The following is a 25,871-nucleotide window of genomic DNA, read 5'->3' on the forward strand; positions in this document are numbered from 1 at the left end:
TCGCGGACGCTCCCTCGACCCGACGGACCGCGGCGCGGTCCGAACCCCGCCTCAGATCCCCAGCGAGTACAGCCGCTTGCGCGCGTCGGTGAAGGAGAACCGGGAGTCGACGACGCCCTCCTCTTCGAGCCGCGACAGGGCGTAGCGGACGGTCCGTGGCGGGAGCAGCGTCTCCTCGGCAAGCTCGCTCTGGGTCAGCGTGTCGTTGTAGTCTAACACCTTCGCGACGAGCTTCGCGCTCGGCGGCAGGTCGCGAACGGCCGCCCAGCGGTCCGCGGTCCCGTCCTCGGCGGTGACGGCATCGGTCGTGCTCATGCGTACCTCGATCGATCGCATGCTGGATAATAATATTTACTATCACATTTCATTACTATTGGGCATTCATGTGCCTCGGTCCGACCAGTCCGTCCGGCGAACCCCCCGCGCGTCGTCGTCTCGCAGACGATACTGGCGGCATCGTGCCCCCACCCGAAGCCTCTTATCCGCGAGACGCTTTAATAAGCACAATGAGCGACACCGTCGACGACGTCGATATGCCCTACGACGAGGGAGCGGCGTCGAAACAGGAGAAGATCGACTCCTTGCAGGAGCGGCTCGACGTCTTAGAGTCCCAGAACGAGGAGATGCGCGACAAGCTCCTCGACGCCAACGCGGAGAACAACAAGTACCAGCAGAAGCTCGAACGGCTCACCCACGAGAACAAGAAGCTGAAGCAGTCCCCGCTGTTCGTGGCGACGGTCCAGGAGATCACGCCCGACGGCGCCGTGATCAAACAGCACGGCAACAACCAGGAGGCGCTCACCGAGGTCACCGACGAGATGCGCGAGAAGCTCGACCCCGACGACCGCGTCGCGGTCAACAACTCGCTGTCGGTGGTCAAGAAGCTGGAGAAGGAGACCGACGTCCGCGCCCGCGTCATGCAGGTCGAGCACTCGCCGGACGTCACCTACGCCGACATCGGCGGACTCGAAGACCAGATGCAGGAGGTCCGCGAGACCGTCGAGATGCCGCTCGAACACCCCGACATGTTCGAGGACGTGGGCATCACGCCCCCGAGCGGCGTCCTGCTGTACGGGCCGCCGGGGACGGGCAAGACGATGCTCGCGAAGGCCGTCGCCAACGAGACGGACGCGACGTTCATCAAGATGGCCGGCTCCGAGCTGGTGCACAAGTTCATCGGCGAGGGCGCGAAGCTGGTCCGGGACCTGTTCGAGGTCGCCCGCGAGAACCAGCCCGCCGTCCTGTTCATCGACGAGATCGACGCCATCGCCTCGAAGCGGACGGACTCGAAGACCTCGGGCGACGCCGAGGTCCAGCGGACGATGATGCAGCTGCTCTCCGAGATGGACGGCTTCGACGAGCGCGGCGAGGTCCGGATCATCGCCGCGACCAACCGCTTCGACATGCTCGACCCCGCGATCCTGCGCCCCGGCCGCTTCGACCGCCTCATCGAGGTGCCCAAGCCGGAGACCGAGGGCCGCGAGATCATCTTCCAGATCCACACCCGCAACATGAACCTCGCCGACGGCGTCGACTTCGGTGAGCTCGCCGAGCTGACTCCCGACGCGTCCGGTGCCGACATCAAGGCGATCTGTACGGAGGCCGGGATGTTCGCCATCCGCGACGACCGCACGGAGGTCACCGTCGACGACTTCCTCGAGGCCCACGAGAAGCTCCGCCAGGACGAGGAGACGAACGCCGACGACTCGCTGGCGTTCGCCTGATCGCGTCGCGGCCGCTCAGTCCTTTTCCGACCGTCCGCTCCCGTCGAAGCGCCCGTTACAGCGCAGCGACGACGAGGTACGGCGCGACGAAGACCAGCAGGAACACCAGTCCGACCGCGATCCCGTAGCCGGCGCCGACGCCGGTGAGCGCGAGCCAGCCGTCGTCGACCGACGCATCGATGTCCATGTCGGACCCACCGCGGGCCGAGACTTAAATCCGCGCGTCGCGCCGCCGAGGGCGTCGCGGCGACCGTCGGCTCGCCGGCTCGGTCACACGTCGCCCGCCATCGCGCGGAACAGCCCGTCGGCGAGCGCGTCGCGGTCGACGACCTCTCGCTCCCCCTCTCCGGTGGGGTCGACCTCCGGTTCGATCGTCCCGCCGCCCATCCGGGAGTGCCCGCCGCCGTTCCCGTTGTCAACGTCGTCTAACACCGACGCAATCGCGTTGCCCATGTGGACCCGGTCGTCGCGCGACCGGCCCGAGAGGTGGACGGTCTCGTCGCGCTCGCCGATCACCACGACGGCGCTGACTCCTTCCAGCTGGATCAGCTCGTCCGCAGCCTGCGGTATCGCGTCGACGTTGTTCACGCCGCCGACGTCGGCGACCGCGAACGACCCCTCGATCCGCCGCCCCGCGATCGCCCGGGCCTTCACCTCCAGCACCTCCGCGTCGACCGCGGGGTTCGCGATGCGGTCGAGCCGGTCCTGGTCGACCCCGGGGTAGAGGTAGGCGGCCGCCGCGAAGTCGGGCTCGCTGGCGCCGACGGTGAGGTGTTTCGTGTCGGCCAGGATCCCGTACAGGAGGCCGGTCGCCGTGTCCGTCGACAGCGTCAGGTCGCTCGACGTCTCGCTGGCGTGTTTGTCCGGCGGGACGGGCACCGCGTCGTTGTCCCGGAAGTACTCGGCGACGACCGACGCGGTCGCGCCGTAGTCCGTCCGCACGTCCGTGAACAGCTCGCCGGCGCCGTCTCCCGGATGGTGGTCGACGACCGCCGTCGGCAACACGCCGTCGGCCCCGGCGAACCCCCGCGGTTCGTTGTGGTCGACCAGGACGACCGACTCCGCCGCGAGGTCGCTCACGTGCTCGATCGGTTCCAGCTCGAGGTCGAGGACGGTCCGGAACGCCCGGTTCTCTTGGTGGCGGATCTGTCCGGGGTACTGGACGGTGGCGTCGACGTCCACCTGGTCGGCGAGCGAGGCGACCCCGACCGCGGCCGACATCGCGTCGGGGTCCGGATTCGGGTGCATCAACACCGTGATCTCGTCTTCGGCGGCCAGCAGTCGGCGGAACTTCACTCCGGCCGTCCGCCGGGACCGAAGCACGATCAGGCCGACGCCGACCGCGATCAGGACGACGAGCGCCGCGGCGACGGCGAGCTCGGGATGCTCCCGGGCAATGGTCGCCGCCTGCGAAAACCGGTCGCCGACCGCGCTCATCGCTCGCATGCGTTGTGGCGAGTCGCTCCCGACACATGAAGCTTCGTCACCGTTCCGACCGACCGGAACCGACGGAACCCCCCGTCATTCCGGAGCTGTGTGACGGCGCGCCGCGATTCGACGGGGCGGTCTACTCGCACCGCGCCCGGAACGCGCGAACGGCGTCGCGGTACCCCGACCGGAACGTCGGGTGAGCGAACTCGTAGCCGAGCTCGCGGAGCAGCGCGTTCGAACACCGCTTGCTCGTCCGGATCCGGCGCTCCGCCGCCGCGGAGAGGTCGCCGGCCGCGATCCGCTCGTCCTTCGACAGCTTCTCCGGGCGCGGGACGCCGCAGGCGTCGGCGAGCCAGTCGGCGAACGCGTGCTTGTCGACCGGCTCGTCGTCGACGACGAGAACGGCGCGGTCGCGCGCCCGGTCCGTCTCCAGCAGGTGCCGGATCGACCCCGCGGCGTCGTCGCGGTGGACCATGTTCAGGTACCCGGCCGTCACCGGTCCCTCCACGTACCGCTCCAGGCGGTACCGGTCGGGGCCGTACAGCCCCGCGAACCGGACGACCGTTCCGTCGACCCCGGCGTCCGCCGTCCGCTCGGTCGCGATCCGCTCCGCCTCGGCGAGGACGCGAGTCTTCTCGGTGGTCGGCTCGACCGGCGTCTCCTCGTCGACCCACCCGCCGTCGTGGTCGCCGTACACGCCCGTCGAGGAGGTGTACACCAGCCGGTCCGGCGGCGACGCTCGCGAGCCGTACTCGTCGACGACGTTCGCCAGGCCGTCGACGTACACCGCCCGCGCCGCGTCGGCGCCGCGCCCGCCGGAACTGGCCGCGAAGACGACCGCGTCCGCGTCCGGGAGCGCCGAGAGCGACGCCGGATCGGTCGCGTCCGCGCGGACGGCCTCGACGTCGGGGCCGACGGCGTCGACCGCGTCGAGCCCCGCGTCCGACCGCCGGACGCCGGTCACCGCGTGACCGCGGGCGTCGAGCTGGTCCGCCAGCGCCAGCCCGACGTACCCGCAGCCGACGACGACGACCCTCATGGCTTGCGTCGCTCGATCACCGCGAGGATCTCGGCGAGCTGGCCGAGCGTCATCCTCGTCCGCCCCTCCAACGCCTGCTGGACCTCCTGGCCGGTGAGGTCGGCGTCGATCTTCGCGGCGATCGCGTCGACGTCGAGGACGGCGGTCGCCATCCCCATCAGCAGGTGATCGCGCACCTCGGCCACCGTCGCGTCGGCGTCTCGGTCCGGGTTCGCCGCCGCGAGGACGGCCGCCCCGTCCGCGAGCGAGAGCGACGCGACCTCCCCGTCGCGGAGGGCGCCCGCGTCCGCCTCGCTCAGCCCGACCTCTCCGACCAGCCGGTCGGGGTCGACCGCCGCGGCCGCCTCCGTCACCATCGCCTCGAAGGCGGCGAGCAACTCTTCCGCCGCCGGCTCGTCGGCGTCGACCTCGGGTCCGCCGCCGCTACCGTCGACGACCTCGTGGAACATACCCTCACTCGGTCGCGCCGTCTCAAAACGCCTGCGGTCGGGCGCGTGCCGGTCGGTTTCCGCGGCCGTTCACCCTGCCGTACACTCGTCTCCGTCCCCCGGCGTCGCTGTCAGTGCCCCCGGGCACGGCCAGCCGGCGGACGTCTCCTCGCGCGTCCCGCCGACGTCGCCGACGCCGGGCGGTCCGGCGGGGACGGCGACGACGACGACCGTCCGCGTCTCGAACGCGACCGGCTCCGTGGCGCCGAGCGCGACCGACTCGCCGTTCACATCGACGCTGACCGCGCCGGGCTCTCGGACGTACTCGAACGGGCGCCCGGGCGTTCCCACGTTCGCGCGGAGGGCGAACCGCGGGTACTCCCCGCGCACCTCGACGTGCCACGCGTTGACCGTCGCCACCCAGTACCCGGGCACGGGCGCGACCGGCAGCCCCGCGCCGACGGTCCGAACGGGCTTCGGGACCCGCTCGTCCGGGACCGACGCGACCGCCTTCCTCGCGCGCCCCTCGATCGCCGACTCGACCCGCTTCCGGCGGATCGCGCGGGACGCGGCGGTCGTCTCGTCGACGAACCGGGCCGGAACGCGGACCGCGTCCCGCCCCGCCTCCGTGCGCGCCTCGACGCGGAGGTGCGCCGCGAGCCCGATCCGCTCGGCCGACGACAGGGACCCGACCCGGGCCGCCTCCGCCGCGACGCGGTTCGGGTACTCGCCGTCGCCGACCGCGACGGCCCGCTCGCCGAGCGAGTCGTACTCGGCCGCGACGGCGTCCAAGACCGCCTTCCGCCGTGCGCGAGAGAGGTCCGTCCGCTCCGCGAGCCGCGCAGCCAGCGCCCCGTCGACGCGTCGCAGCGAGGCGTCGACCCGTCCGGCGAGCGCGCGGCGGTCGGCGCGCAGGTCGTCGCCGCCGTCGGCCGCCGCGAGCGCCTCGTCGGCCGCGAGGAGCGCCCGTCCGGCGACGCCGATCCGGACCGTGTCGTCGGTGCCGAGGATCCGGTCCGCGATCCCGCCGGAGACGTCCCCGTACGGGAGCGTGACGTAGTTCACGTTCCGTGCCGCGAGCGGTCGCGTCGTCGTGCCGTCGACGCCCGCGACGCGCTCGCCGTCGACCGCCGTCCGCGGGAGGTACCCCGGCGACCCCTCCGGCGCGAACGTGACGGCGCCGCCCGGCCCCCCGCCGCCGACGGCGTAGGTGCCCGGGTCGCGGGCGGCCTCGCGGCTGGCGATCACCTCGCCAACGGGCGGCCCGCCGAACGCGTCGTTCACGCGGTCGAGGACGCCCTCGGTCGCCGCCTCCCGGTCTTCGGCCGCCGACTCCAACTCCGCGACCACGGCGTCGAGGTACGCGACGCGGGCGGCGACGCGCGCCCGGTCGACGGCGCCGTCGTACCTCGCCGGGGCGTCCCGGAGGCGCTCCCGGCGGTCGCGCACGGCCGCGGCGAGGTCACGGTACGGCGTCGACTCGCCGACCGCCGCGTCGGTCATCGACGCCTCGGTCTCCACCCCGCGGACGCGCCCGGACAGCTCCGAGACGTCCCTCGCGACCCGGTCTACGTCCGCGTCGGAACGGTCGCCGTACACGACCGTCGACCGCGTCTCGTCGCCGCCCTCGACGGCCTCGCGCGCCAGCCGGTCGACGTCGCGATCGGTCTCGACGCCGAGTTCCGCCCGCGCTGCCGCCGGGGTGTCCGCGAGGCCCGGACCGCCGACGCCGCGGCCCTCGGCGGCCCCGAACGTCGCGGTCGGCCGGTCGGGCGCGTCGCCGCGCGGCGCGTACGTTCCGGTCACCGACACGCGGACGCGGTAGCGGTCCGTCGCCTCGTCCCGCGTCACGGCGCAGTCGACGCTCACGTTCTCAACCGTCCCGTTCGGCCCCCGCTCGACGACCCGGCGCTCCCACGTCGCGGTCGCGGTGCGCTCGACGACGACCGTCCGGGTCGCGCGGCCGAACGACACCGACTCGCCCGCAGACACGGTCGCGCCGTCGGTCCCCGTCCGGCGATCGCTCCCGTCGGTCACGCGGACTCGCTCCGTCCGCGACGCGTCGACCCGGCGCCACGGTTCGCCGAACCGCGAGCGGGGACGGTCCGGCGACACCGGGCCGCCGTCGACGACCCGCGTCGCCTCCGCCTCCAGTGTCGCCTCGACCCGGTGGCTCGCCCGCAGGATCGATTCGAGGTCGTCGTGGACGCGGGTCGCGGCGCGGTCGGCCGCGTGACCGACCTCGACCGTGGCGGTCTCGCCCGTCGCCTCCTCGCCCGGGTCGAAGGCGCCGTCCTCGCTCGCCGTCGCGTCCCCGGTCGAGGCCGCGGACTCTCCCTCCACGCTCCCCGTCGGCGTCGGCGCCCCGAGGACGGCGTCGGTCCAGGCGGCCTCGCGGACGCCCGTCGGCGACAGCAGGTCGGTCACGCCGGTGCGGGCGGTCGCCCGGGCGACGCCGCCGCGCGCGTCGGGGTCGCTGGTCCCGAACACGTCCCGCTGGACGCGGACGATGCCGGCGTTCGTCGACAGCTCGACGTGGCGGTTCGCGACGACGTTCTCGACCGGTGCGCCGGCGTACTGGCCGTACCCGCGGGCCCACGCGATCGCGTAGAGGCTGACGGTGACCTGTCGCCCGAGCCCCGGCCCTTCGACGGGCCCGCGGTTGAGCCGGCGCTCGAACCGCTCGGTCCGCTCGTGAGCGGCCAGCGTCGGGACGGCGACCGTGACCGTCCGCGGTCGCGTCCGGTTGACGACCGTCCGACCGTCCCGGGTCGCGGTCGTCGCGACGCCCTCGAAGGTGACCCGGGTCGCGGTGCCGTTGGCGGCCGGTTCGACGCGGACCCGGTCGCGCGCGGCGACGAGGTCGTCCGCCGAGTCGACGGGCGGGAGCGAGACGTTCGCCGTCACGGCGCCGTGGTCGCTCTCGACCGCGCGCAGCGCCTCCGCGCCGGCGATCGCGAGCCGAACCCGGAACGCGTCCTCGAACGCGGACCCCTCGCGGACCGCTTCGGCCCCCGGCCCGGTCCCCTCCGGCGCGCGCGTCACCGGGGCCGCCGCCGCGTCGTGGGCGGCCTCGCGGGCGGCGCTCCTGAGCGCGGCGGTGGCGTCGGCGTTGACGCGCTCCACGGCGCGTTCGACGCGGCGGTCCTCACCGACCAGCCCCTGCTCGGCGAGGCCCGCGGCGTACGCCGAACTCGTCACGAGCAGCAGCACGCCGACGAGCGCGAACGGGACCCGAGCCCGCTCGTCGACGGCGAATGCCCGCGCGCGACCGGCGTCCGGGGACCGACCGCGCCCTCTATCCCCCACGATCACCACCTCCTGACGACGATCCGAACGACGCCCTCCGACGGGCGGCGCTCGCCGCTCGCATCTCCCGGCCCGTCCGGGACCGGCTGTCGGATCACGGCGGCGGAGACGTCGGCGGTTCGCGGCGGCTCGGGGCCCACGGCGACCGACCCCTCCGCGTCGCTGCCTCGTGACTCCCCGGCGGCGTCGCCCCGGCTCGCTGCGTCCTCGCGCCGGACCGTCGCGTCGACGCGCGTCCGCGGGCCGATCCCCGCCCGGACGGACGCGACGGCCTCGCGGTCGAACGCCCCTTCGCCGTCGCGGACGGCGAGCAGCGCGAGCAGCTCCGCCCGCGTCGCGGCGACGCGTCGCGTGCCGTTCGGCGCGTCCCCGTCCGGGTACGCCACGGTCGCGGTCTCGGTGACGAGTCGGTCGGCGGCGTCGGTCGCGGTCGGGCCGTCGGGACCGCCGGCGTCGGTCGCGCCGAGCGCGACGACGCTGGCGGAGACGCACAGCAGCAGCACGGTCACGTCGAGAACGGTGCTGGTCACCGCCACACCACCGCCCGGAGCGTCCCCCGGACGTTCCGTCCCGGCGCCACGCGCACCGTCACCCGCCGCTCGGCGACCGCGACCGCCTCCGGCGACCGGACCCCCGGCGGTCCCGGCGCCTCCGGACCGGACGCGGCCGACCACCGCTCGCCGTCCGCCTCCAGTTCGATCGCCGTCGCCGTCCCCGGCGCCTCCGCCCGCCGCAGCCGCTCCGGGTCGACCACGCCCCCGACGGTGACCGCGTCCTCAACGCGGTCGAGCGCCGCCGCCGCGCTCGCTCGGTTCCCGTCGGGCGCCGCGTCCGCGAACGCGCCGGCGTACAGTCCCAGCGCGAGTCCGACGACGATCACCGCGACGAGCGCGGCAACCGGTTCGACAGCGGCGCGGTCGGCGGCCGAGAACGTCGGAGTCGGGTCTTCCGTCGCCCCCGGCGCCGTCGAATCGCCCGGCATCGCGGAGTCTGGTAACACGCGCGATCACCCCACGAGCGTGACGCGAACGTCGCCGTAGTGTACCCGTCGAACCGTGATCCGCTCCGGCGCCGGCGTCCACGTCGCGTCCGCCGCCCGCGCCCGCTCGGCCGCAGCCGCGAACGCCGCCGGGTCGTCGAACGCCGCGTCCGGCGGAGCGCCGTCGAGCACGCGCCGAAGCCGGGCGTCCGTCACCGCGGCCGGCGCCACGCCCGCCGTCGGCCGGACCACCGGCGTGATCCGCGGCGCGTCGAGCGTCGCCCGCGCCGTCCCCCGGTCGTCGCCGAGCGAGACGGCGCCCGCCGTGAGCCGGATCCGGTCCGCCGCGACCCCGTGCTCGGCGGTCGCCGGATACTCCCCGTCCGCGACCGAGTCGACCGTGCGCGCGACGCCGTCGGCGTCCGGCGGCGGCGAGGCGGGAAACGCGGCCGCAACGCCGACGGCCGCGACGCTCACGACGGCCAGTCCGAGCCACGCGTACGTGGCGTCGAGGTGCGTCTCGAACATGGCGCGGCTGGCCGCGGTTTGATATATAAACGGTCGGGTCGCGGGCCGGCACCCCTGGCCGGCGCCGGCCGGCTCGTCGCCCCCCGCCGGGTCTCAGAACAGCAGGCCGGCGCCGGCGAACGCGACGTGGAACGTCGCGGTGGCCGTCGGCAGCGCGATCCCGACCCGATACGCGACCAGCGTCCGGTCGAACCCGCGCTCCAGCCCCGTCGCCAGGCCGGTGAGGAGCGCGGCGAGCAACAGCACGTACGTCCCCACGATCCGGCCGAGCACGGGCACCGACAGGCTCCCCGCGCCGCGGCTCGTCCCGACCGGACCGCTCCCGCCGGCGGAACCCCCCGCTTCGACGCTCGCGCTGCCGCCGGCGCTCAGCCCCCCGGCGAGCGCGTCGGCGCCCGCAGCCGCCCCGGCGCCGAGGCCGCCGACGTCGACCGCGTCGATCCCGGTCGCGAGCGCGACGGTCGCTCCGCCCACGAGCGGTGCGAACACGGCGGCCGTGTTCGAGAGCGTCCCCGTGACGGTCGCCAGCTGGCGGCGCGCGTCGCGCTCGAGTTCGCGCAGGGACTCCAGTTGGTCCGCGAGCTCCAGCAGCACGTCGCCGGCGGGGCGACCCTCCCGCGCGGCGACGGCGAGCAGCGCGATGGCGCCCCGGAGCCTGGGCGACGGGACGGCGGCCGCCGGGCCGCCCCGCCCGACGAACGCCTCGCGGACGCCGACCCGCAGCGTGTCGCTGCGTCGCCCGGCGCGCTCGAACACCTCGCCGGTCGCGCCGTCCAGCCGCTCGCCGGCGTTCGCGACCGCGGTCTCGACCGCGATCCCCTCGGCGACATCGCCGCCGATCACGGTCATCGCGTCGGGGAGCCCCCGCTCCACGTCGCGCACGTCCGACAGCACCGCCCGACGGGGCCGCGCGAGGACGAACAGCGCGCCTCCAACGCCGAAGCCGGCCCCCGCGACCGGCCAGGCCCACGGCGCCACCGCCCGCGCGGCGACGACGGCGGCCGCGGCGCCGAGCGCGAGCCCGACGAGGAGCGCCAACCCGCTGTGGTCCGGCACCTCGGGGTGATCGCCGTCGATCCGCGGCGGCGGGAACGCGACCGGGCGCCGGAAGAGCAGCCACGCCGAGGCGGCCACCAGCCCGCTCGGGAGCGCGACGAGGTACAGGCCGGCGACGACCCCGGGACCGATCGCGACGCCGGCGGCGGCGCCCGCGGGAAGCAGCGCGATGAGCGCCAGCGGGAGCAGCACGCCGAAGGCGTACAGCGCGGAGACCGGGCCCCGAACCGCGCCGACGAACGACGCGAGCCGGTCGGTCGTCCCGGAGAGCGTCGCGTCGAGCGCGCGGTCGAGGCACCGTCCGCGGCGCTCGGGGGGCGCCGTCGCCGCCGTCCGGACCAGCGCCGCGGCGCGGTCGATCGCCGGGAACCACGGGCGCCACTCGCGCGCGAACGCCTGAAGGCCGCTCGTCGGCCCGTCCGCGCTCCCCCGTTCGTGGCGGGCGAGCGCCGCGGCCAGCGGCCCGTCCCCGGTCCGCCCGGCGAACCGCACCGCGCGCTCGGTCGAGGGGTCGAGGCGCATCCGCAACACGAGCCGTCCGACGAGCCCCGGCGCCGCGCCGAGCGCCCGCGTCCGCCTGAGCGAGGCGAGCCAGACCGGCGCCCGATGGACCGCGTGGACCCCCCCGACGAAGGCGGCCAGCCCCGCCGGTGCGGCGGCGACCGCGCCGGCGACGAGCGCCGCGACGGCCGTGACGACCGCGCCCGCGACGATCCCGACCCGGTACCCGAGGCTGATGATCCGTTCGGGGGAGCGGTCCCACCCGAGGAACGCGACCGCCCGACGTAGCTCCTCCGAGGCACCCTCCCCGTCGTCGCTCGATCTGACCGATCCGTCGGACCCCGGCGAGGGGACTCCCGTCATCGGTCGCCTCCGGCGTACCGCGCCGGGGCGGTCCGACCGGTCCGGACCGCCTCCCGGATCCCCTCGGCCCGCCGATCGACGGCCGCTCGCACCGCCGCGTACGATTCGTTCGCGCCCGCGAGGGCCTCGATCAGTCGGCTCTCGCCGCGGTCGACCCGCCCGGTCGCGACGAGCCCGTCCCGGGTTCGCTCGAAGAGCGGCTCGAAGCTCACGCCGTCGCCGCGGTCGACGACCTCGACGATCGATTCGACGCGATGGGAGTCGAGCACCGCGACCAGGTCGGTCGCGGCGAACGACGAGCGGGGGACGCCGAGGTCGGTGACGACGCGCTCCTCGACGGCCGCCGGGTCCTCGCCGTGAATGGTCCCGAGGACGGTCTCGCCGGTGGCGCCGACGCGCATCGCCTCGTACAGTGCCCGCGCCTCCTCGCCGCGCACCTCGCCCACGCTCAGCGCGCCGCCGCCCATGCGGAGCGCGGTCCGCACGGCGTCCGCCGGCGCGAGTTCGGCGCCGTCCCCGACACGGAGCCGCTGGGCGTCCCGGCCGACGTCCGCGAGCGCGTCGACGGGCAGTTCCGGCGTGTCCTCGACGACGACCGTCCGCGTTTCGGCGGGCAGCTCCCACAGCAGCGCTCCGAGCGCGGTCGTCTTCCCGGCCGCCCGCCCCCCGGCGATCAGTCCGGCCACGCCGCGCTCGACGGCGACCGACAACAGCCCGGCCGCCGCGGGCGTGAGCGTGTCGACGGACGCCAACCGGGCGAGCGTCCACGCTTCCGGGTCACCGCGCCGGAAAGTGAACGAGAGGCCGTCGCTCGCCGGCGCCGTGGCCGCGGCGACCCTGACGCGCCCGGTCTCGGACTCGATCGTCGCGTCGAGCGTCGGCGTCGCCCGCGAGAACGCCCGCCCGCTCTCGCGTCGGAGCCTGGACGCCAGCGTGGCGGCCCCCTCAGGGGGGAGCCGCACGTTCGTCCGGCACCGCTCGCCGTCGAGGACCACGCGCAGGGGGTTCTCCGCGACCGGCGCCGTCACCGTCGCGTCGCTCACGCGTTCGTCGGCGAAGACGTGCTCGAACGCGCCGTAGCCGTGCGTGTGCCGCCGCAGCACCTCGGTCAGGTCCGCGACCGGATCGCCGTCGTCCGCGGCCGCCCGCACCGCTCTCCCGGGCGCCCTGTCGCCCCCGCGAGGGTCGGCGAGCAGCCGGTCCCGAGCGTCGGCCAGCGTCGCCACGGCCTCGGCGTCCAACTCGGCGCTCGGCGGCGTGAGGTGGTACGTCCTGAGGGAGTCGTCGCCCTCGTAGAGTCGGACGGTCGCGCCGGTCGCGACCGTCCAGCGGTCGACCAGCGTCGCGCCCGGCGGCGGTGCGGCCGCGACGCGCGCCGTCGCGGCCGTCGGGCCGACGTGCGCCCGGAGCCTCTCGCGCAGGTCGCGGTCGCTTCCACTCTCGTCTGCGTCCCCAGCGAGTTCCTCGGCGGCCGACAGCAGTCCCGTCTCGCTCGCGACGCGCTTCGCGGCCCCCGCACGCCCGGCCGCCTCCGCCGCCGCGCCGAGCGGGTCGCGGACGACACGGTCCGCGAGCCGTTCCTCGTGGAACCCGATCCGCTCGCGGAACCGTCCCGCGGCGATGAGGAGCTCGGCGGCGCGGTCCGCGTAGGAGCGCTCTCGCCCGCGGTGTCGCGTCCTGATCACGTCGGCGTCGCGGTCGGCGAGCGCCGAGACGACGGTCGCGAGGCAGTCCGGGCTCGCTGCGAGGTCGCCGCGCCCCGGACAGCCGTCGGCGTCGACGTCGAGCACGACCCGGTCCCCGACGCCCGTCCCCGCGGGCTCGCGGAACGTCGGCTCGCACCGACACGCATTGGGACCGTCGTCGACCCACGGGAGCCGTCCGAGCGGCGTCTCGCCGTCGCCGCCGGCGAGCCGTTCGGTGAGGTCGAGGTTCATGCCGGCCGTGGCCGCGGTTCGGTATATAAACGATCGCCCGCTCACTCGGCGGTGTTAAGTTAAGGAAGAGGCGGGACGAGGATTCAGTGCTCTATGCCGAAAACCGCCCGCCTCACCGAGTGTACCGAGTGGATCGACTTGGAGTTTGTGGAGCGAGAGCGGACACCCCGCGAGATCATTGAAAAGGGTATTCGTCACCATCTCGCTGGATTATCACTTTCGAATACAGTTATTCTTCTTGAAGAATTGGGTGTCCGACGAAGTCGTGTCGCTGTTCACAATTGGGTACAGAAAGCCGATCTACAGCCAGCTGGCGGTGAGAGCCCGGATCGTGTTGCGGTCGATCAGAAAGCGATCCGGATCAACGACGAGCAGTACTGGCTGTACGCTGCTGTCGATCCCGAAACGAACAGAATCCTTCACTCACGGCTGTTTCCGACGTATACGATCCCGATCGCACGAGAATTTCTCACTGAATTAGCTGAGAAACACGATGTCGAAGACGCGCTGTTTCTCGTCGATGACGCAGACGATCTGATCGGTGGGCTTCGCCGCGAAAACTACAGCTACCGCGTCGAACAACACGGCTTCAGAAATTCTGTCGAACGTGTCTTTCGAGAAGTAGAACGACGAACCTCTTCGTTTTCAAACTGTTTTAGCCACGTCGATCCACCGACCGCGGAAACGTGGTTGCAAGCCCACGCCGTCTGGTGGAATCATGCTTAAGTTAACACGACGCTCACTCGCCTCCCCTCCGCTCCCGACCCGCTTCAGCCGATGCGACCGATCCGGACCGTCGGTCCCCCGTCGTCGACGTACCGGATCCGGACCCGGTTGGGTCCCGGTCGGAGTTCGACCGGGCCGCCGACGAGGTCGACGGCCGTCTCCGCGGGACCAGTTCCGACGCGGAGCGTGCGCCTCGGTCCGCCGTCGATCCGGTACGCGAGCGCGACGCCGCCCGGCCCCTCCGCCGACTCGACGAGCGCGACGCCGTCCGTCTCGGCCGCGGCGAAGCCCGTCGGCACGCGGACGAGGACCGTCGTCCCCGCCGCCATCGCCGGATCGCCCACGGGGGCCGACTCGCTGACGACGCCGCCGATCGCTCGCTCCAGCCGGTCCGTCTCGGCGCCGAGCCGCTCCGCCGTCGTCGCGGTCCGCGCCGTCTCGACCGCGGGCATCGACGCCGCCAGCAGCGCGACCGCCACGAGGACGGTGAGGACCACGCGGATCACGGCGCGCTCACAGCGACTCCCGGAGCCGGTCCAGCGCGTCCGTGGCCCACGCGCCGCCGTCGTCGCTCGCGCCCCCGCCGCCCTCGTCGCTCCTGTCGCCCCCGACGCTCCCGCCGCCGCCGGTACGGGGGCCGGACGCCGGCCCGTCGTCCGGCAGGGCGGCGTCGAGGGCGCTCTCCGACGGGACCGCCCCGTCGTCGGGGCCGGCGTCGGTCGCTCGGCCGAGCCCGTCGTCGCGGTCGCCGTCCCGGTCGGCCCCTCGGCTCGCTTCGGTCGCCCGCGCCAGCGCCAGGTCGGCCCGCCGCTCGACCTCGTCGTTGACCGCCCTGACCGCTCCCGCGTAGCCGCGGACGGCTTGCGTCGCGGCCTCCAACTCCGCGACGCGCTCCTCCAGGTCGTCGAGCTGCGATTCGAGGCGCTCGCGCTCGGCCGTCGCCCGCGCCTCCCCGGCGGCGTCCACTGGCCGCGCGTCGCCTCCGGTCACCGCGCGCTCGACGGCGCGGAGCCGGGACTCGATCCGGTCGCTCGGACCGTCCGCGTCCGTCGGCGTCGCCCTCTCCGCCTCCGTCTCCGCTCTCGGCGGCTCGGTCCCGCGTGCGTGATCGGTCATGCGGCCCGTTGCCCGCGGCTCCACTCTTAAACCTCGGGGAAAGGGTATTGTCGCGGGAAGTGGAACGTTCTCGCATGAAAGCAGTCCTCCTCGGTGTCGGACAGGCCGGCGGGAAGCTGGCGACCGCCATCGCCGAGTTCGACGCCGACGCCGGCTACGGCGCGGTCCTCGACGCGCTCGCCGTCAACACCGCCGCGGCCGACCTCGACCCCCTCCCGCTCGAAACGGTCCTCGTCGGGCAGTCGCGCGTCAACGGTCACGGCGTCGGCGGCGACAACGAACTGGGCGCCGAAGTGATGGACGAGGACGCCGTCGAGGTGCTCGACGCGCTCGCCCCGAAGGTCACCGCGGAGGCCGAGGCGGTGTTCGTCGTCGCCGGTCTCGGCGGCGGCACCGGCTCCGGCGGCGCGCCGGTCCTCGTCCGCGAACTGAACCGCGTGTACGACGTGCCCGTCTACGCCATCGGCGTCCTCCCCGGCCGCGACGAGGGGACGATGTACCAGGTGAACGCCGGGCGGTCGCTGAAGACCCTGGTCCGCGAGGCGGACGCGACGATCCTGCTCGACAACGACGCGTGGCGCTCCGCGGGCGAGTCAGTCGAGGGCGGCTACGAGGCGATCAACGCCTCGATGGCGAAGCGGATCGGCCTCATCCTCGCCGCCGGCGAGGCGGTCGAGGGCGTCGGCGAGTCCGTCGTCGACACGAGCGAGGTGATCAACACGCTCCGCGCGGGCGGGATGGCCGCGGTCGGCTTCGCGTCGGCGCCCGCGGCCGAGGACCCGCAGGAGAACGTCACCACGGTGACCAGCGCGGTCCGCAGCGCGGTGATGACGGGGCTCTCGCTGCCGAACGCGACCGACGCCGACGCCGCCCTCGTCGCGGTCGCCGGCGACCCGGACCGGATCTCGCGGAAGGGCGCGGAGAAGGCCCGGAAGTGGCTTCAGGAGGAGACGGGGTCGATGCAGGTCCGCGGCGGCGACTTTCCGCTCGACTCCGACCGGATCGCCGCCTTGGTCCTCCTCGCGGGCGTCGAGCGCTCCCAGCGCGTCGAGGCGTTCTTGGAGCGCGCCAGGCAGGCGGTCCGCGACGAGCGCGAGGAGCGCCCCGACCCGGCGGCCGCGTTCGAGAACGACGAGATCGACGATCTGCTGTAGGCTCGGCGCTCTCTCCCCCGCGAGACAGGTTCCGCACCTTTTTGGTCACGCCCGGTGGAGTTTCGCCCGATGACTAACCCGTGGGACGACTGGGACCACGTGCTGAAGGTCGACCCCGACAAGGACCTCCGCCCGGGCGAAACCTTCGAGGACGTGTGTCGGACCGGGACGGACGCGATCGAGATCGGCGGGACCCTCGACGTCACCGCGGAGAAGATGACGCGCGTCGTCGACGCCGCCGCCGAGTACGACGTGCCGCTGTACCAGGAGCCGTCGAACCCGGGCGTGGTGATCGACTCCCCGTCGCTCGACGGCTACCTGATCCCCACCGTGTTCAACGCGGGCGGTCCCTTCTGGATCACGGGCGCCCACAAGGAGTGGGTGCGCATCGACGACCTCGACTGGAGCCGGACCCACACCGAGGCGTACATCGTGCTGAACCCCGAGGCGTCTGTCGCCCAGCTGACGGAGGCCGACTGCGACCTCGCCGCGGACGACGTGGAGGCGTACGCGAAGATCGCGGAGCGCATGTTCGGCCAGGAGATCGTCTACGTCGAGTACTCGGGCACCTTCGGCGACACGGAGAAGGTCGCGGCCGCCCACGACGCCTTGGACGACGCCACCCTCTTCTACGGCGGCGGCATCCACGACTACGAGTCGGCCAACGAGATGGCCGCCCACAGCGACGTGATCGTCGTCGGCGACCTGCTCCACGACGAGGGCGTCGACGCCGTCCGCGAGACGGTGAAGGGCGCGAAGGACGCCTGAAACGGTCAACAGCGCAGTCAGTTCCCGCTCAGTCCGCTCCCGCGTACCCGTCCAGCATGTTCTCGACGTACTTCGCGATCACGTCCACCTCCAAGTGGACCGGGTCGCCGACCGACTTCTCAGAGAGCGTGGTGAGGTCGTACGTCGTCGGGATGATCGCGACGTCGAACTCGTCGCCGCGCTTCTCGGCGACCGTCAGCGAGATGCCGTCGAGCGTCACGGAGCCCTTGTCGACGAGGTAGTCGCCGTGCCCCTCGGGGATCGCGAAGGTGAACCGCCAGTCCTCGCCGACGCGCTCGATCCCCCGGACCTCGGCGACCGTGTCCACGTGGCCCTGGACGACGTGCCCGTCGAACCGCCCGTCCGCGGGCATCGCGCGCTCGACGTTGACCGCGTCGCCCTTGCGCACGTCGCCGAGGTACGTCTTCGCGACCGTCTCGCTCGCGAGGAACACCTCGAACCAGTCGGGCTCGTCGCCCCCTGCCTCGGCCGCGCCGCCGGTCGCGTACTCCTCGACGGTCAGGCAGACGCCGCTCACGCTGATCGACTGGCCGTGATGGAGGTCGTCGAACCCGTCGACGCCGATCCGCAGCCGCAGTCCGTCGTCGGTCTCGGTCCGCGACCGGACCGCGCCGGTGCCCTCGACGATGCCGGTGAACATACCGGAACTGGGGACGGCCGACGGATATCGGTTCTGGGTCCGCGCGGTCGCGCCGCGCGACCGGACCGGCTCCGCGACCGCGCGGCGCACCTGGACGCCGAGGGCGCTCGCGAGGCCGCGCCGCGTCCCTTTTGCCCCCCGGGGATCAACGGGGTCGCAATGCGACTGGGACTGCTGGACATGATCGGGCTGGCGGCCTCGCTCGTCTTCGCGCTGCCGCTCGCCAACTACGCCGTCATCCGGCTGGCCGCCGGCGAGACCGCGCTCGGTGCCGGGCTGCTCGTCGTCGCCGCCGCGATGGTCGTCCTCCCGCAGTACTTCCTCGACCCCGCGCGGATCGCCCGCAGGCTCTTGTCCGGGCTGCTGCCGCGCCAACTTCGCGGCGATCCCGACGGGACGGCTTCGGGTCGAGCGGGCGACGACGAGTCCGGGTCGACGGACGCCGGCGCGGTCGACGGCGACGACGCGACGGGGCGGTAGCTCGCTGGCCTTCAGACGTCGTCCGCGTCCGACCGCTCCTCCGGCACGATACCGAACGGGTACTCGGCCAGTATCTCGTACCCGTCGTCGGTGACGACGATCAGGTCCTCCAGCCTGACCCCGCCGATGTCGGGGTCGTAGACGCCCGGCTCGACGGTCACCGCGTGTCCCGGCCGTAGCTCACCCGCGCCGGACAGCGACGGCCCCTCGTGGAGGCTCACGCCGACGCCGTGGCCGGTGCCGTGGGTGAAGCCAGCCTCGCCCTCGCCCGCGTTCGGGTCGAAGCCGTACGCGGCCAGCTCCGCGGCCGCCTCGCCGTGGACGGTCTTCGCCGGAACTCCGGGCTCGATCTCGTCGAGTGCGGCCGCGCGGGCGGCCTCGACCGCGACGTACGCGCGGCGCTCCCAGCCGCCGTCGCCGTCGACGACGAACGTCCGGGTCACGTCGCCGTAGTACCCGTCCGGGCCCCGCGGCGAGACGTCGAGCAGCACCGTCTCGCCGGGCCGGATCGGGTCGTCGCCGACGCAGTGGAGGTCGGCCGCGGAGGGGCCGGCGCCGATCACCGTGTTGCCGGCGTCGCGGACGCCGCGCGCGGCGAGGACCGCGTTCACCTCCCGACGGAGCCGCTCCGTCGTGAGGGGCTCGCCCTTCCAGCGGAGCGGGGGACGGCGGTCCGTCTCCGCCTCCTCGCCGCCGCCCCTGTCGCTGTCGCTCCCACCGCCGTCGACTTCGCTCTCGGCGAGGACCGCCTCGGCGCGGGCCATCCCGGCGACCGCCGCGCGCTGGACGCGCCGTAGTCGGTCGACTTCGGCCGGCGTCTTTCGCGCCCGCGCGTCCGCGACCGCGTCCGTCGAGGCCAGGTCGACCCCCGCGCGTTCCAGGTACACCGCCGCGTCGTGCGGGATCGAGGCGGGCGCGAGGACGGTCGGGTCGGCGCCCTCGGCCGCCGCGCCCGCGCCGTCGACGAGGTCCTCCACGACCGCGGCCGCGCGCTCGCCGGCGTGGCCGCCGACGGCCTCGGTCCGAACCTCGCGAGCGACCCCGTCGTGGAACCGCTCCTCGGCGTCGGCAGCGGCCACCCCGCCCGGCGCGCGAGCGCCCGCGACGAACTCCCGCTCCGCCTGCTCGCAGAACAGCGCGGGGGCACAGAGGACCGCGCGGTCGCGGGCGCCGCCGTCGCTCGTCGTCCCGCCGCCCGGCGCGACGACCAGCGCGTACGGACGGTCCGGGCCGGAAAAGCGCGTCAGGTACCGGAGGTCGTCGTCGGAGCGGTCGCCGACGGCGACGAACGCCGCCGCGTCCGCCTCGCGGACCGCCTCAACGACGGGCCGGAGGTCGGTCCGCAGCGGGCGGGGTCCCCCCTCGCCGTCTCCCGGCGCCGCGTCGTCCCCGCTCACGGCTCGGGCTCGGGGACTGCCAGCTCCGCCTGGACCTCGTCGACGAGCTCCTGGGCCGGCTCGTCGCGGAGCTCGTTGAAGAGGAGGACGCTGATCGGGAGCGTCGGCGCGCCGCTGATGAGGCTCTCCATGATCACAAGCCGCTCGCGGGCGCGGGACATCCCGACGTAGAAGACGCGGCGCTCGTTGTCGGTGAGGACCGGCACGGGGCTCGTCGACTTCGTGAACTCCTCGACGCCGTCGACGTCGGTCGGGTCGTCGATGGAGGCCGCCATCTGCTCGACCACCTTCTCCGTGAGGTCGGTGGCGACGAACACGTGGTCGGCCTCGCGACCCTTCGCCGAGTGGATGGTGCCGACGCGGACGCGGGTCGGGTCGGTGCCCCGGTAGTCGCCGTCGAAGTACGCGCCCATCGACTTGCGCTGGAAGCTCGTCACCTTCCGGACCATGTCGTCCGCGCTCGCGGTGTCCGGCATGAAGGGGATGTACTCGTTCAGCGTGTCGGCGGCGACCTCGATCTCGGCGACGTCGTCGGCGTCGGCCGCCTCCTCGCGGTCGTCGAGGAAGTCGTAGAACTCCTCGCGGTCGTGGGTACCGAACGCCGACTCCTGAAGCATGTCCGCGAGCCGCCGCGCCTCCAGACCGGTGACGGGCTCGTCCGCCTCGGCCTTCTCGATGGCGCTCACGTAGTCCCGGACCCGATCGGTCCACATGCGCCCGTCGGTGAGCATCGTGAACGGGATGCCGTGGTCGATGAACTCGTCGATGAAGTCGAACATCTGGTAGCGCGCCCGGAACAGGCACATGATGTCGCCCTCGTCGTCTTCGACGGTGTACCGGACGTTCCGGACGAGCTCGATCATCGAGGGCGACTCGATCGCCTCGACGGTGCCGCCCTCCGTGCGCGGGTGGAGGTCCTTCTCCTGCCGCTTGTCGATGTGGCGGATCTCGGCGTTGACGACGTTGAGAATCTCCGAGGGGAGCCGGTAGGAGTTCGGCAGGACCACATCCTCGTCGACCTCGGTGTCGAGGAGGAGGTCGGGGTCGGCTCCCTGCCACGCGTAGACGACCTGGTCGTCGTCGCCGGCGATGAGCACCGTCTCCATGTGCGGGCGCCACTCCTCGAAGACGTTGTACTGGAGCGTCGTGATGTCCTGGAACTCGTCGATGATCAGGTAGTCGACGCTGGGGACCAGCGAGCGCTGCGCGACCCGTTCGAGCATGTCGGCGAAGCCGACGAGGTCGTTGTCGCCCTTGTACGCGCGCCACGCCCGGATCGTCTCGGGGATGTCGATCCGGTCGTCGTCGGAGGGCCACGTCGGCGTGTACTTGTTCCCCTGCTGGGCGTTCGGGTCCTCCTCGGGCGGGAGCCGGACCTCCTCGACGTTCCACTGGAAGGGCACGTCGTACCAGTCGGCCACGTCGCGCTCGGTGCGCTGGAGCCACTGCGAGGTGGCGATGATCTTGTTGCCGATGGTCGTCGACCGCGCGGTCCGGCGGCCGGCGCCGCCGTGCTGGTCCTCGAACTCGATGCCGTACTCCTCGCAGAACGCCTCCTTGTCGTCCTCGCCGACCACGTCGCCGCGCGAGAGGTCCAGCAGCTCGTACGCCTTCGCGTGCATCGTGCTGACGTTCCCCTGGAGGCTGCGCGGGGAGACGCCGAGCCGCTCGGCGAGCCGCTCGCGGATCTCCGCCGCCGCCGCGCGCGTGTACGAGACGACGAGCACGTCGCGCACGTCGGCCCCCTCCTCGTCGAGAATCGCCTCGACGCGGTCCAGGAGCGCGGTCGTCTTCCCGCTCCCGGGACCCCCGAACAGCCGCGTCACCGTGGTATCAGTCATTGGTACACCCAGATTCCGACTCTCCTTAAACGCCGTGGCTCGGCGGTCGTCGCCCCGGGCTTCGGCCCGGCCGCGGCGGACGGGCGCCTCGCCGGCCGGTCGGCCGTCAGCTGCTCCGCGTCGCGCGGGCCTCGCGGACGTCGGCGCCGTCGCGGACCAGGTCCTCGCAGGCCGGACAGACGCGGGGCCGATCGACCTCGTTCGGGGTGAACACCCGAACGTAATCTGTCGTGACGAACGAACCGCAGTTCTGACAGGTCGGCATGGTAGTCACTATCGAGTAATTCCTCATAATACTACCGGGGAGTGTGACGGAAAGAAAATCCCCGCACCGCGGCGGTGCCGCGGGAGTCAGTTCGGCCGCCAGTCGCAGACCGAACACCGCGCCGTTCCTTCCTCGTGGAGCGCACCGCACTCGGGACACTGGAGCTTGTTATAGGATCGCTCCCAGCTTACGATCTCTGTCTCGTGGCCGTGATCCGAGAGGAACTCGTCGAACACGTCGTCGTCCGAGCTGGGTGCACTACTGGACATGCGTGACACTGTATGTCACACCAGCATATATATCTTTCTACCGTTCTCGTCGCTGCGAATTACGCGACCGCTCGATCAACTTTTCCGAACAGAAGCGCAATTGCGGAACTTCGGCGCGCGCCGGTCGTCGCGGGATGGGATTTCGCCGCGCGAGGAGATTCCCGTCGCGTTCACCACGGCTCGTCCTTGACGCCGAGCGCGTACGCCCCGACGTTCGTGACGACGTGGAGGACGGGGGTCATCACGAGGACGACCGCGAGGACGCGCGGCGTGAACACCGCGAGCGCCCAGTCGGTGTCGACGGCGAAGGCGAGGACCAGCGCGCCGACGACGAAGTCCAACTGGTCGAGCCCGGGGAACGCGGCGCCGCGCTCGCGCCCGGACCGTCGCTTGAGGAAGGAGGCGCCGATGTCGCCGCACATCGCGCCGAACGCGAGCGCGAACGCCGCCGGGAGCGCGAACGTCGGCAGATCGGCGCCGAGCGCGGCGCTCGCCGGGTCGGCGAGGCGGTTGAGCGCGAGCGCGAGCAGCACGCCGACGAGGGTCCCCACCGCGGTCCCGCGCCACGTCTTCCCGTCGCCGAGCAGCCGCGCGCCGCGCCACTCGCGGCCGCCGTCGACGGGGCGGCCCCCGCCGGCCAGCACCGCGGCGTTGTTCGGGACGTACGCCGGGAGCATCGCCCAGAACGCGGTCGCAACGAGCGTACCGATCATGTCCTCACCGCCGGCGCGCGGCGTTTTATAAACCCCGGATCGGGCTTGCGGTCGTCGCCGCCGGGTCGACAAAGGTAAAGTTCGCCCCGACCGGAACTGTTCGTATGATTCCCCCCATCGCCAGTCGGTTCGTCGCCGGCGAGAGCGTCCCGTCCGCCCTCGACCACGCTCGGGCGGCGAACGAGGACGGCGTCGCGGTCATCCTGAACCTGCTCGGCGAGCACTACGACGACCCCGCGGACGCCCGCGCGGACGCCGACGCCTACCTCCAGCTCCTCGACGACATCGCCGACAGCGGCCTCGACGCCTGCGTCTCGGTGAAGCCCTCCCAGATCGGCATGGACGTGTCGGCGGACCTGTTCGAGGAGCGCTACCGCGAGATCGTCGCCCGCGCCGACGAGCTCGGCGCGTTCGTCTGGTGCGACATGGAGGACGCCGACACCACCGACGCCACCCTCGACGCCTTCGAGTCCATCGCGGCCGACTACCCGTGGAGTGTCGGCCAGTGTATCCAGTCGAACCTCAAGCGGACCGCGGACGACCTCGACCGCCTCGTCGACGTCCCCGGCAAGATCCGGCTCGTGAAGGGGGCCTACGACGAGCCGTCGTCGATCGCGTACACCGACAAGGCGCGCGTCGACGAGGCGTACCGCGACGACCTCCGGTTCCTCTTCGAGCGCCGCGACCGCGGGATCGCGGTCGGGAGCCACGACCCCGAGATGATCTCGCTCGCCGACCGGCTCGCGCGCGAGGGCGGCGCCGACTACGAGGTCCAGATGCTGATGGGGGTCCGCGAGGACGCGCAGCGGGACCTCGTCGCACAGGGAATCGACGTGTACCAGTACGCCCCGTACGGCGGCAAGTGGCTCTCGTACTTCTACCGCCGCGTCCGCGAGCGCAAGGAGAACCTGACGTTCGCGGCGCGGGCGGTGCTGGGGAGATAGGCGAGGCGACCGCCGACCGGCCCGAGGCCGCCGCCGCGTGGAAGCCCTCTTAAGGATTGCCGACACATACCGATCCGATAGATGTCCACGTGGAAACGCGACTTCGCCAGCGGGCTCATCGTGCTGGCGCCGCTCCTCGTCCTCCTCTTGGTCCTCCGCTGGATCTACCAGTACATCGCGTCGATCCCGCTGATCGAGGGGCTCCAGCCCGCGGTCATCCCGGCGCCGCTCGAGCCCGTCTCCCGCGTGGTGATCGCGTTCGCGGTGTTCGCGACCGTCGTCCTCGCGGTCGGCTACTTCATGCGGACCACGCTCGGGCGGCTGGCGGAGTCGGCGGTGGACGACGCGATAAACCGGATCCCTGCGCTGCGGGTGGTGTACAACGCCTCGAAGCTCGCGATCGAGACGGCGATCTCCGGCACGGACGAGCTCCAGAGCCCGGTGTACATCGAGACGTGGCCGGGGATCCGGATGACGGCCTTCCGGACGGGCAAGAAGACCCGCGACGGCAAGATCGTCTTGTTCATGCCGACCGCGCCGAACATCACCACCGGCTTCGTCATCGAGGTCGAGCCGGAGCGGATCGAGGAGACCGGCGAGACGGTCGAGGAGGGGATGACGCGCGTCCTCTCGGCCGGGTTCGCGGAGTCGGCCCATCAGGTTCCCGTCCACGAGGAGCCCCCCGAGGAGGGGGACGGGGCGGGCGCTCCCGGCGGCTACGGTCACGTCCGGACCGACGGCACCCCGAGCGACGGTGAGGGGTCGGCGGCCGACGGCGGTGGTTCCGGCGAGTAGACGGTCCGCGTTCCGGTGAGTGACCGGTCTACCGAGACGGGGTCGCGCGGCTTACAGGTACGTGAACCACTCGTCGTGGTCGTCCGTCCGGCGCTCGACCAGGTCGAAGAAGGCGCTCTGGAGCTCCTCGGTCACCGGGCCGCGGGTGCCCGCGCCGATCTCCGTGTCGTCGACCGAGCGGATCGGGGTGACCTCCGCGGCGGATCCCGTGAAGAACAGCTCGTCGGCGGTGTACAGCTGCCCCCGCGAGATGACGGCCTCGTCGTGGACCTCGTAGCCGCGCTCCTCGGCGAGGGCGATCACGGTGTCGCGGGTGATCCCTTCGAGGATGGACTGGGCGGGCCCGGTGGTGTATATTTCGCCGTCGTTCACCATGAAGACGTTCTCGCCGGGCCCTTCCGCGACGTTGCCCTCCTTGTTGAGTACGATGGCCTCGACGTAGCCGTTCCGGCGCGCCTCCTCGCCCGCCAGCATGGAGTTGACGTAGAGGCCGGTCGTCTTCACGTTCGTCGGCACCTGCGAGGACGCGTGTTTCCGCCACGAGGAGACCATCACGTCGACGCCGTCCTCGAGCGCCTCCTCGCCGAGGTAGGCGCCCCACGGCCACGCCGCGAGGACGAGGTCGGTCGGGCAGTCCTTCGGCGAGACGCCGAGCGAGTCGTAGCCGTAGTAGGCGATCGGCCGGATGTAACAGGACTCCAGGTCCTGTCGGTCGAGCAGTTCGAGGGTCGCCTCGGTTATCTCCTCGCGGGAGTGCTCGATGTCCATGTCGTACATCTTCGCGGAGTCGAACAGCCGGTCGAGGTGTTCGTCCCACCGGAAGATGGCCGGCCCCCGCTCGGTGTCGTAACAGCGGACGCCCTCGAACACGCCGCTCCCGTAGTGGAGCGCGTGCGTCAGAACGTGGGTCGTCGCGTCCTCCCAGTCGAGGAACTCCCCGTTCTTCCAGATCGTGTCGACGTCCATCTCATCGAATCCCATGGTTCGTGGTTGCGGTCGGCGGGCTTAAAACTGTGACAACCGGTCAGGGCTGTCGCGAGAAATCGCGTTCGGAGTTCTCTGAGAAATCGACGGCGAACATCTCCGAAGCCCCAGCCGTTCACCTATAGATAATAGACTGCGGATCGACGACGAACACTTCCAAAGCCTCAGTCGCGAGGACGGCGCACGCTCGCTGTGCGCTTCAGTCGCTCACTTCGTTCGTCCTTCCAGTGCTTGCGTCGTCATCAGAACGCTCCGCGTTCTGATTGGCTCACGAGAGCGAAGCTCTCGTGAACGCCTGCGCCGCCCTCGTGACTGCCCGTTTGAGTCCCGCGCGGCTCCGCACAGCGCCTCACGCCTCCCCAGCCTCGCGGCTCCCTCCGCTTCGCTCCGGTCGCCGCGTCCCTCGCACGCGCTGGCGAGCGGTCGCCGGGGGCGGCCGCTCGCAGGCGCGCGCCGACAGTAA

Annotated in this window: 27 protein-coding genes; 7 read left to right on the plus strand and 20 right to left on the minus strand. The window is 72.7% G+C overall.

Annotated features, from left to right (window positions below):
* Positions 1-51 precede the first annotated feature (51 nt).
* Positions 52-315: a MarR family transcriptional regulator gene (locus EXE48_RS03450; RefSeq protein WP_053772407.1), complete on the minus strand. Its 264-nt coding sequence runs from the start codon at positions 313-315 to the stop codon at positions 52-54.
* Positions 316-506: 191 nt separating this feature from the next.
* On the opposite strand from EXE48_RS03450, the gene pan1 reads away from it, so the two are divergent.
* Positions 507-1,724 carry a proteasome-activating nucleotidase Pan1 gene (pan1, locus tag EXE48_RS03455; protein WP_053772408.1) on the plus strand — a complete coding sequence of 406 codons (1,218 nt, stop codon included), beginning with the start codon at positions 507-509 and terminating at the stop codon, positions 1,722-1,724.
* Between the two features lie 55 nt (positions 1,725-1,779).
* Here pan1 and EXE48_RS19205 read toward each other — a convergent pair whose 3' ends face one another.
* The 10 genes from EXE48_RS19205 to EXE48_RS03500 all read right to left on the minus strand — a co-directional run bounded on the left by EXE48_RS19205 (position 1,780) and on the right by EXE48_RS03500 (position 13,295).
* The gene (locus tag EXE48_RS19205; protein ID WP_255510291.1) at positions 1,780-1,911 is read right to left on the minus strand and encodes a hypothetical protein; all 132 of its coding nucleotides are present in this window, start codon (positions 1,909-1,911) and stop codon (positions 1,780-1,782) included.
* An 83-nt stretch (positions 1,912-1,994) separates the two neighbouring features.
* A complete protein-coding gene (locus EXE48_RS03460; RefSeq protein ID WP_053772409.1) occupies positions 1,995-3,170 on the minus strand; it encodes a DHH family phosphoesterase in 1,176 nt (391 codons plus the stop codon).
* A 121-nt stretch (positions 3,171-3,291) separates the two neighbouring features.
* Positions 3,292-4,194 (minus strand): NAD-dependent epimerase/dehydratase family protein, encoded by a 903-nt coding sequence (locus EXE48_RS03465; RefSeq protein WP_121600334.1) that lies wholly within the window; start codon positions 4,192-4,194, stop codon positions 3,292-3,294.
* Positions 4,191-4,643 carry a DUF5791 family protein gene (locus EXE48_RS03470; protein WP_137710745.1) on the minus strand — a complete coding sequence of 151 codons (453 nt, stop codon included), beginning with the start codon at positions 4,641-4,643 and terminating at the stop codon, positions 4,191-4,193. Before EXE48_RS03470 ends, EXE48_RS03465 begins: the two co-directional genes overlap by 4 nt.
* Before the next feature lie 69 nt (positions 4,644-4,712).
* The gene (locus EXE48_RS03475; RefSeq protein ID WP_137705156.1) at positions 4,713-7,940 is read right to left on the minus strand and encodes a DUF7286 family protein; all 3,228 of its coding nucleotides are present in this window, start codon (positions 7,938-7,940) and stop codon (positions 4,713-4,715) included.
* Positions 7,934-8,467 carry a DUF7284 family protein gene (locus EXE48_RS03480; protein WP_121600332.1) on the minus strand — a complete coding sequence of 178 codons (534 nt, stop codon included), beginning with the start codon at positions 8,465-8,467 and terminating at the stop codon, positions 7,934-7,936. Before EXE48_RS03480 ends, EXE48_RS03475 begins: the two co-directional genes overlap by 7 nt.
* On the minus strand, positions 8,458-8,931 hold the full coding sequence (locus EXE48_RS03485) for a DUF7285 family protein (protein ID WP_053772414.1): 474 nt from the start codon (positions 8,929-8,931) through the stop codon (positions 8,458-8,460). The genes EXE48_RS03480 and EXE48_RS03485 overlap by 10 nt, the downstream gene beginning before the upstream one ends.
* Before the next feature lie 6 nt (positions 8,932-8,937).
* Positions 8,938-9,438, minus strand: a complete 501-nt coding sequence (locus EXE48_RS03490; RefSeq protein ID WP_137705157.1) for a DUF7283 family protein — start codon at positions 9,436-9,438, stop codon at positions 8,938-8,940.
* A gap of 93 nt (positions 9,439-9,531) precedes the next feature.
* Positions 9,532-11,358, minus strand: a complete 1,827-nt coding sequence (locus EXE48_RS03495) for a type II secretion system protein (protein WP_137705158.1) — start codon at positions 11,356-11,358, stop codon at positions 9,532-9,534.
* The gene (locus tag EXE48_RS03500; protein WP_053772417.1) at positions 11,355-13,295 is read right to left on the minus strand and encodes an ATPase, T2SS/T4P/T4SS family; all 1,941 of its coding nucleotides are present in this window, start codon (positions 13,293-13,295) and stop codon (positions 11,355-11,357) included. Before EXE48_RS03500 ends, EXE48_RS03495 begins: the two co-directional genes overlap by 4 nt.
* Positions 13,296-13,388: 93 nt before the next feature.
* On the opposite strand from EXE48_RS03500, the gene EXE48_RS03505 reads away from it, so the two are divergent.
* Positions 13,389-14,021 (plus strand): IS6 family transposase, encoded by a 633-nt coding sequence (locus EXE48_RS03505; RefSeq protein ID WP_137710746.1) that lies wholly within the window; start codon positions 13,389-13,391, stop codon positions 14,019-14,021.
* A gap of 44 nt (positions 14,022-14,065) precedes the next feature.
* Here EXE48_RS03505 and EXE48_RS03510 read toward each other — a convergent pair whose 3' ends face one another.
* Together EXE48_RS03510 and EXE48_RS03515 are read right to left on the minus strand one after the other, a co-directional pair.
* On the minus strand, positions 14,066-14,527 hold the full coding sequence (locus tag EXE48_RS03510) for a DUF7311 family protein (RefSeq protein ID WP_053772418.1): 462 nt from the start codon (positions 14,525-14,527) through the stop codon (positions 14,066-14,068).
* 7 nt (positions 14,528-14,534) lie between these two features.
* On the minus strand, positions 14,535-15,137 hold the full coding sequence (locus tag EXE48_RS03515; protein WP_137704547.1) for a DUF7310 family coiled-coil domain-containing protein: 603 nt from the start codon (positions 15,135-15,137) through the stop codon (positions 14,535-14,537).
* Positions 15,138-15,211: 74 nt separating this feature from the next.
* Between EXE48_RS03515 and EXE48_RS03520 the strand changes: the two genes are divergently transcribed.
* A complete protein-coding gene (locus tag EXE48_RS03520) occupies positions 15,212-16,291 on the plus strand; it encodes a tubulin/FtsZ family protein (RefSeq protein ID WP_137704548.1) in 1,080 nt (359 codons plus the stop codon).
* Between the two features lie 69 nt (positions 16,292-16,360).
* Complete coding sequence (locus tag EXE48_RS03525; RefSeq protein WP_053772421.1) at positions 16,361-17,059, plus strand: phosphoglycerol geranylgeranyltransferase; 699 nt, start codon at positions 16,361-16,363, stop codon at positions 17,057-17,059.
* Positions 17,060-17,087: 28 nt separating this feature from the next.
* Here EXE48_RS03525 and EXE48_RS03530 read toward each other — a convergent pair whose 3' ends face one another.
* Complete coding sequence (locus EXE48_RS03530; RefSeq protein WP_053772422.1) at positions 17,088-17,720, minus strand: riboflavin synthase; 633 nt, start codon at positions 17,718-17,720, stop codon at positions 17,088-17,090.
* A gap of 159 nt (positions 17,721-17,879) precedes the next feature.
* On the opposite strand from EXE48_RS03530, the gene EXE48_RS03535 reads away from it, so the two are divergent.
* Positions 17,880-18,200, plus strand: coding sequence for a DUF7533 family protein (locus EXE48_RS03535; RefSeq protein ID WP_053772423.1), 321 nt, complete (start codon positions 17,880-17,882; stop codon positions 18,198-18,200).
* A gap of 11 nt (positions 18,201-18,211) precedes the next feature.
* On the opposite strand, the gene EXE48_RS03540 is transcribed toward EXE48_RS03535, so the two are convergent.
* The 5 genes from EXE48_RS03540 to EXE48_RS03555 all read right to left on the minus strand — a co-directional run bounded on the left by EXE48_RS03540 (position 18,212) and on the right by EXE48_RS03555 (position 22,685).
* Positions 18,212-19,597, minus strand: a complete 1,386-nt coding sequence (locus EXE48_RS03540; RefSeq protein WP_137704549.1) for a M24 family metallopeptidase — start codon at positions 19,595-19,597, stop codon at positions 18,212-18,214.
* On the minus strand, positions 19,594-21,438 hold the full coding sequence (locus tag EXE48_RS03545; protein WP_053772425.1) for a UvrD-helicase domain-containing protein: 1,845 nt from the start codon (positions 21,436-21,438) through the stop codon (positions 19,594-19,596). The genes EXE48_RS03540 and EXE48_RS03545 overlap by 4 nt, the downstream gene beginning before the upstream one ends.
* A 106-nt stretch (positions 21,439-21,544) precedes the next feature.
* A complete protein-coding gene (locus EXE48_RS18675) occupies positions 21,545-21,703 on the minus strand; it encodes a DUF7563 family protein (protein WP_167551915.1) in 159 nt (52 codons plus the stop codon).
* Positions 21,704-21,789: 86 nt separating this feature from the next.
* Positions 21,790-21,972 carry an HVO_0416 family zinc finger protein gene (locus EXE48_RS03550; protein WP_053772426.1) on the minus strand — a complete coding sequence of 61 codons (183 nt, stop codon included), beginning with the start codon at positions 21,970-21,972 and terminating at the stop codon, positions 21,790-21,792.
* Between the two features lie 170 nt (positions 21,973-22,142).
* Positions 22,143-22,685 carry a CDP-2,3-bis-(O-geranylgeranyl)-sn-glycerol synthase gene (locus tag EXE48_RS03555; RefSeq protein WP_053772427.1) on the minus strand — a complete coding sequence of 181 codons (543 nt, stop codon included), beginning with the start codon at positions 22,683-22,685 and terminating at the stop codon, positions 22,143-22,145.
* Positions 22,686-22,789: 104 nt separating this feature from the next.
* Between EXE48_RS03555 and EXE48_RS03560 the strand changes: the two genes are divergently transcribed.
* Positions 22,790-23,629 carry a proline dehydrogenase family protein gene (locus tag EXE48_RS03560; RefSeq protein WP_137704550.1) on the plus strand — a complete coding sequence of 280 codons (840 nt, stop codon included), beginning with the start codon at positions 22,790-22,792 and terminating at the stop codon, positions 23,627-23,629.
* An 81-nt stretch (positions 23,630-23,710) separates the two neighbouring features.
* On the plus strand, positions 23,711-24,424 hold the full coding sequence (locus tag EXE48_RS03565) for a DUF502 domain-containing protein (RefSeq protein WP_053772429.1): 714 nt from the start codon (positions 23,711-23,713) through the stop codon (positions 24,422-24,424).
* Positions 24,425-24,475: 51 nt separating this feature from the next.
* Here the strand turns inward: EXE48_RS03565 and EXE48_RS03570 are convergent, their stop codons facing one another.
* A complete protein-coding gene (locus tag EXE48_RS03570; protein WP_053772430.1) occupies positions 24,476-25,405 on the minus strand; it encodes a branched-chain amino acid transaminase in 930 nt (309 codons plus the stop codon).
* Between the last annotated feature and the right edge of the window lie 466 nt (positions 25,406-25,871).

It is taken from the genome of Halorubrum sp. ASP1, assembly GCF_005435135.1.
GTDB classification, from domain to species: domain Archaea; phylum Halobacteriota; class Halobacteria; order Halobacteriales; family Haloferacaceae; genus Halorubrum; species Halorubrum tropicale.

Bases quoted from the DNA above. Each gene is read 5' to 3' on its own strand.
- EXE48_RS03450 (WP_053772407.1), bottom strand. From the start codon at position 315: ATGAGCACGACCGATGCCGTCACCGCCGAGGACGGGACCGCGGACCGC.
- pan1 (WP_053772408.1), top strand. From the start codon at position 507: ATGAGCGACACCGTCGACGACGTCGATATGCCCTACGACGAGGGAGCG.
- EXE48_RS19205 (WP_255510291.1), bottom strand. From the start codon at position 1,911: ATGGACATCGATGCGTCGGTCGACGACGGCTGGCTCGCGCTCACCGGC.
- EXE48_RS03460 (WP_053772409.1), bottom strand. From the start codon at position 3,170: ATGCGAGCGATGAGCGCGGTCGGCGACCGGTTTTCGCAGGCGGCGACC.
- EXE48_RS03465 (WP_121600334.1), bottom strand. From the start codon at position 4,194: ATGAGGGTCGTCGTCGTCGGCTGCGGGTACGTCGGGCTGGCGCTGGCG.
- EXE48_RS03470 (WP_137710745.1), bottom strand. From the start codon at position 4,643: ATGTTCCACGAGGTCGTCGACGGTAGCGGCGGCGGACCCGAGGTCGAC.
- EXE48_RS03490 (WP_137705157.1), bottom strand. From the start codon at position 9,438: ATGTTCGAGACGCACCTCGACGCCACGTACGCGTGGCTCGGACTGGCC.
- EXE48_RS03495 (WP_137705158.1), bottom strand. From the start codon at position 11,358: ATGACGGGAGTCCCCTCGCCGGGGTCCGACGGATCGGTCAGATCGAGC.
- EXE48_RS03500 (WP_053772417.1), bottom strand. From the start codon at position 13,295: ATGAACCTCGACCTCACCGAACGGCTCGCCGGCGGCGACGGCGAGACG.
- EXE48_RS03505 (WP_137710746.1), top strand. From the start codon at position 13,389: ATGCCGAAAACCGCCCGCCTCACCGAGTGTACCGAGTGGATCGACTTG.
- EXE48_RS03515 (WP_137704547.1), bottom strand. From the start codon at position 15,137: ATGACCGATCACGCACGCGGGACCGAGCCGCCGAGAGCGGAGACGGAG.
- EXE48_RS03520 (WP_137704548.1), top strand. From the start codon at position 15,212: ATGAAAGCAGTCCTCCTCGGTGTCGGACAGGCCGGCGGGAAGCTGGCG.
- EXE48_RS03525 (WP_053772421.1), top strand. From the start codon at position 16,361: ATGACTAACCCGTGGGACGACTGGGACCACGTGCTGAAGGTCGACCCC.
- EXE48_RS03530 (WP_053772422.1), bottom strand. From the start codon at position 17,720: ATGTTCACCGGCATCGTCGAGGGCACCGGCGCGGTCCGGTCGCGGACC.
- EXE48_RS03535 (WP_053772423.1), top strand. From the start codon at position 17,880: ATGCGACTGGGACTGCTGGACATGATCGGGCTGGCGGCCTCGCTCGTC.
- EXE48_RS03545 (WP_053772425.1), bottom strand. From the start codon at position 21,438: ATGACTGATACCACGGTGACGCGGCTGTTCGGGGGTCCCGGGAGCGGG.
- EXE48_RS18675 (WP_167551915.1), bottom strand. From the start codon at position 21,703: ATGCCGACCTGTCAGAACTGCGGTTCGTTCGTCACGACAGATTACGTT.
- EXE48_RS03550 (WP_053772426.1), bottom strand. From the start codon at position 21,972: ATGTCCAGTAGTGCACCCAGCTCGGACGACGACGTGTTCGACGAGTTC.
- EXE48_RS03555 (WP_053772427.1), bottom strand. From the start codon at position 22,685: ATGATCGGTACGCTCGTTGCGACCGCGTTCTGGGCGATGCTCCCGGCG.
- EXE48_RS03560 (WP_137704550.1), top strand. From the start codon at position 22,790: ATGATTCCCCCCATCGCCAGTCGGTTCGTCGCCGGCGAGAGCGTCCCG.
- EXE48_RS03565 (WP_053772429.1), top strand. From the start codon at position 23,711: ATGTCCACGTGGAAACGCGACTTCGCCAGCGGGCTCATCGTGCTGGCG.
- EXE48_RS03570 (WP_053772430.1), bottom strand. From the start codon at position 25,405: ATGGGATTCGATGAGATGGACGTCGACACGATCTGGAAGAACGGGGAG.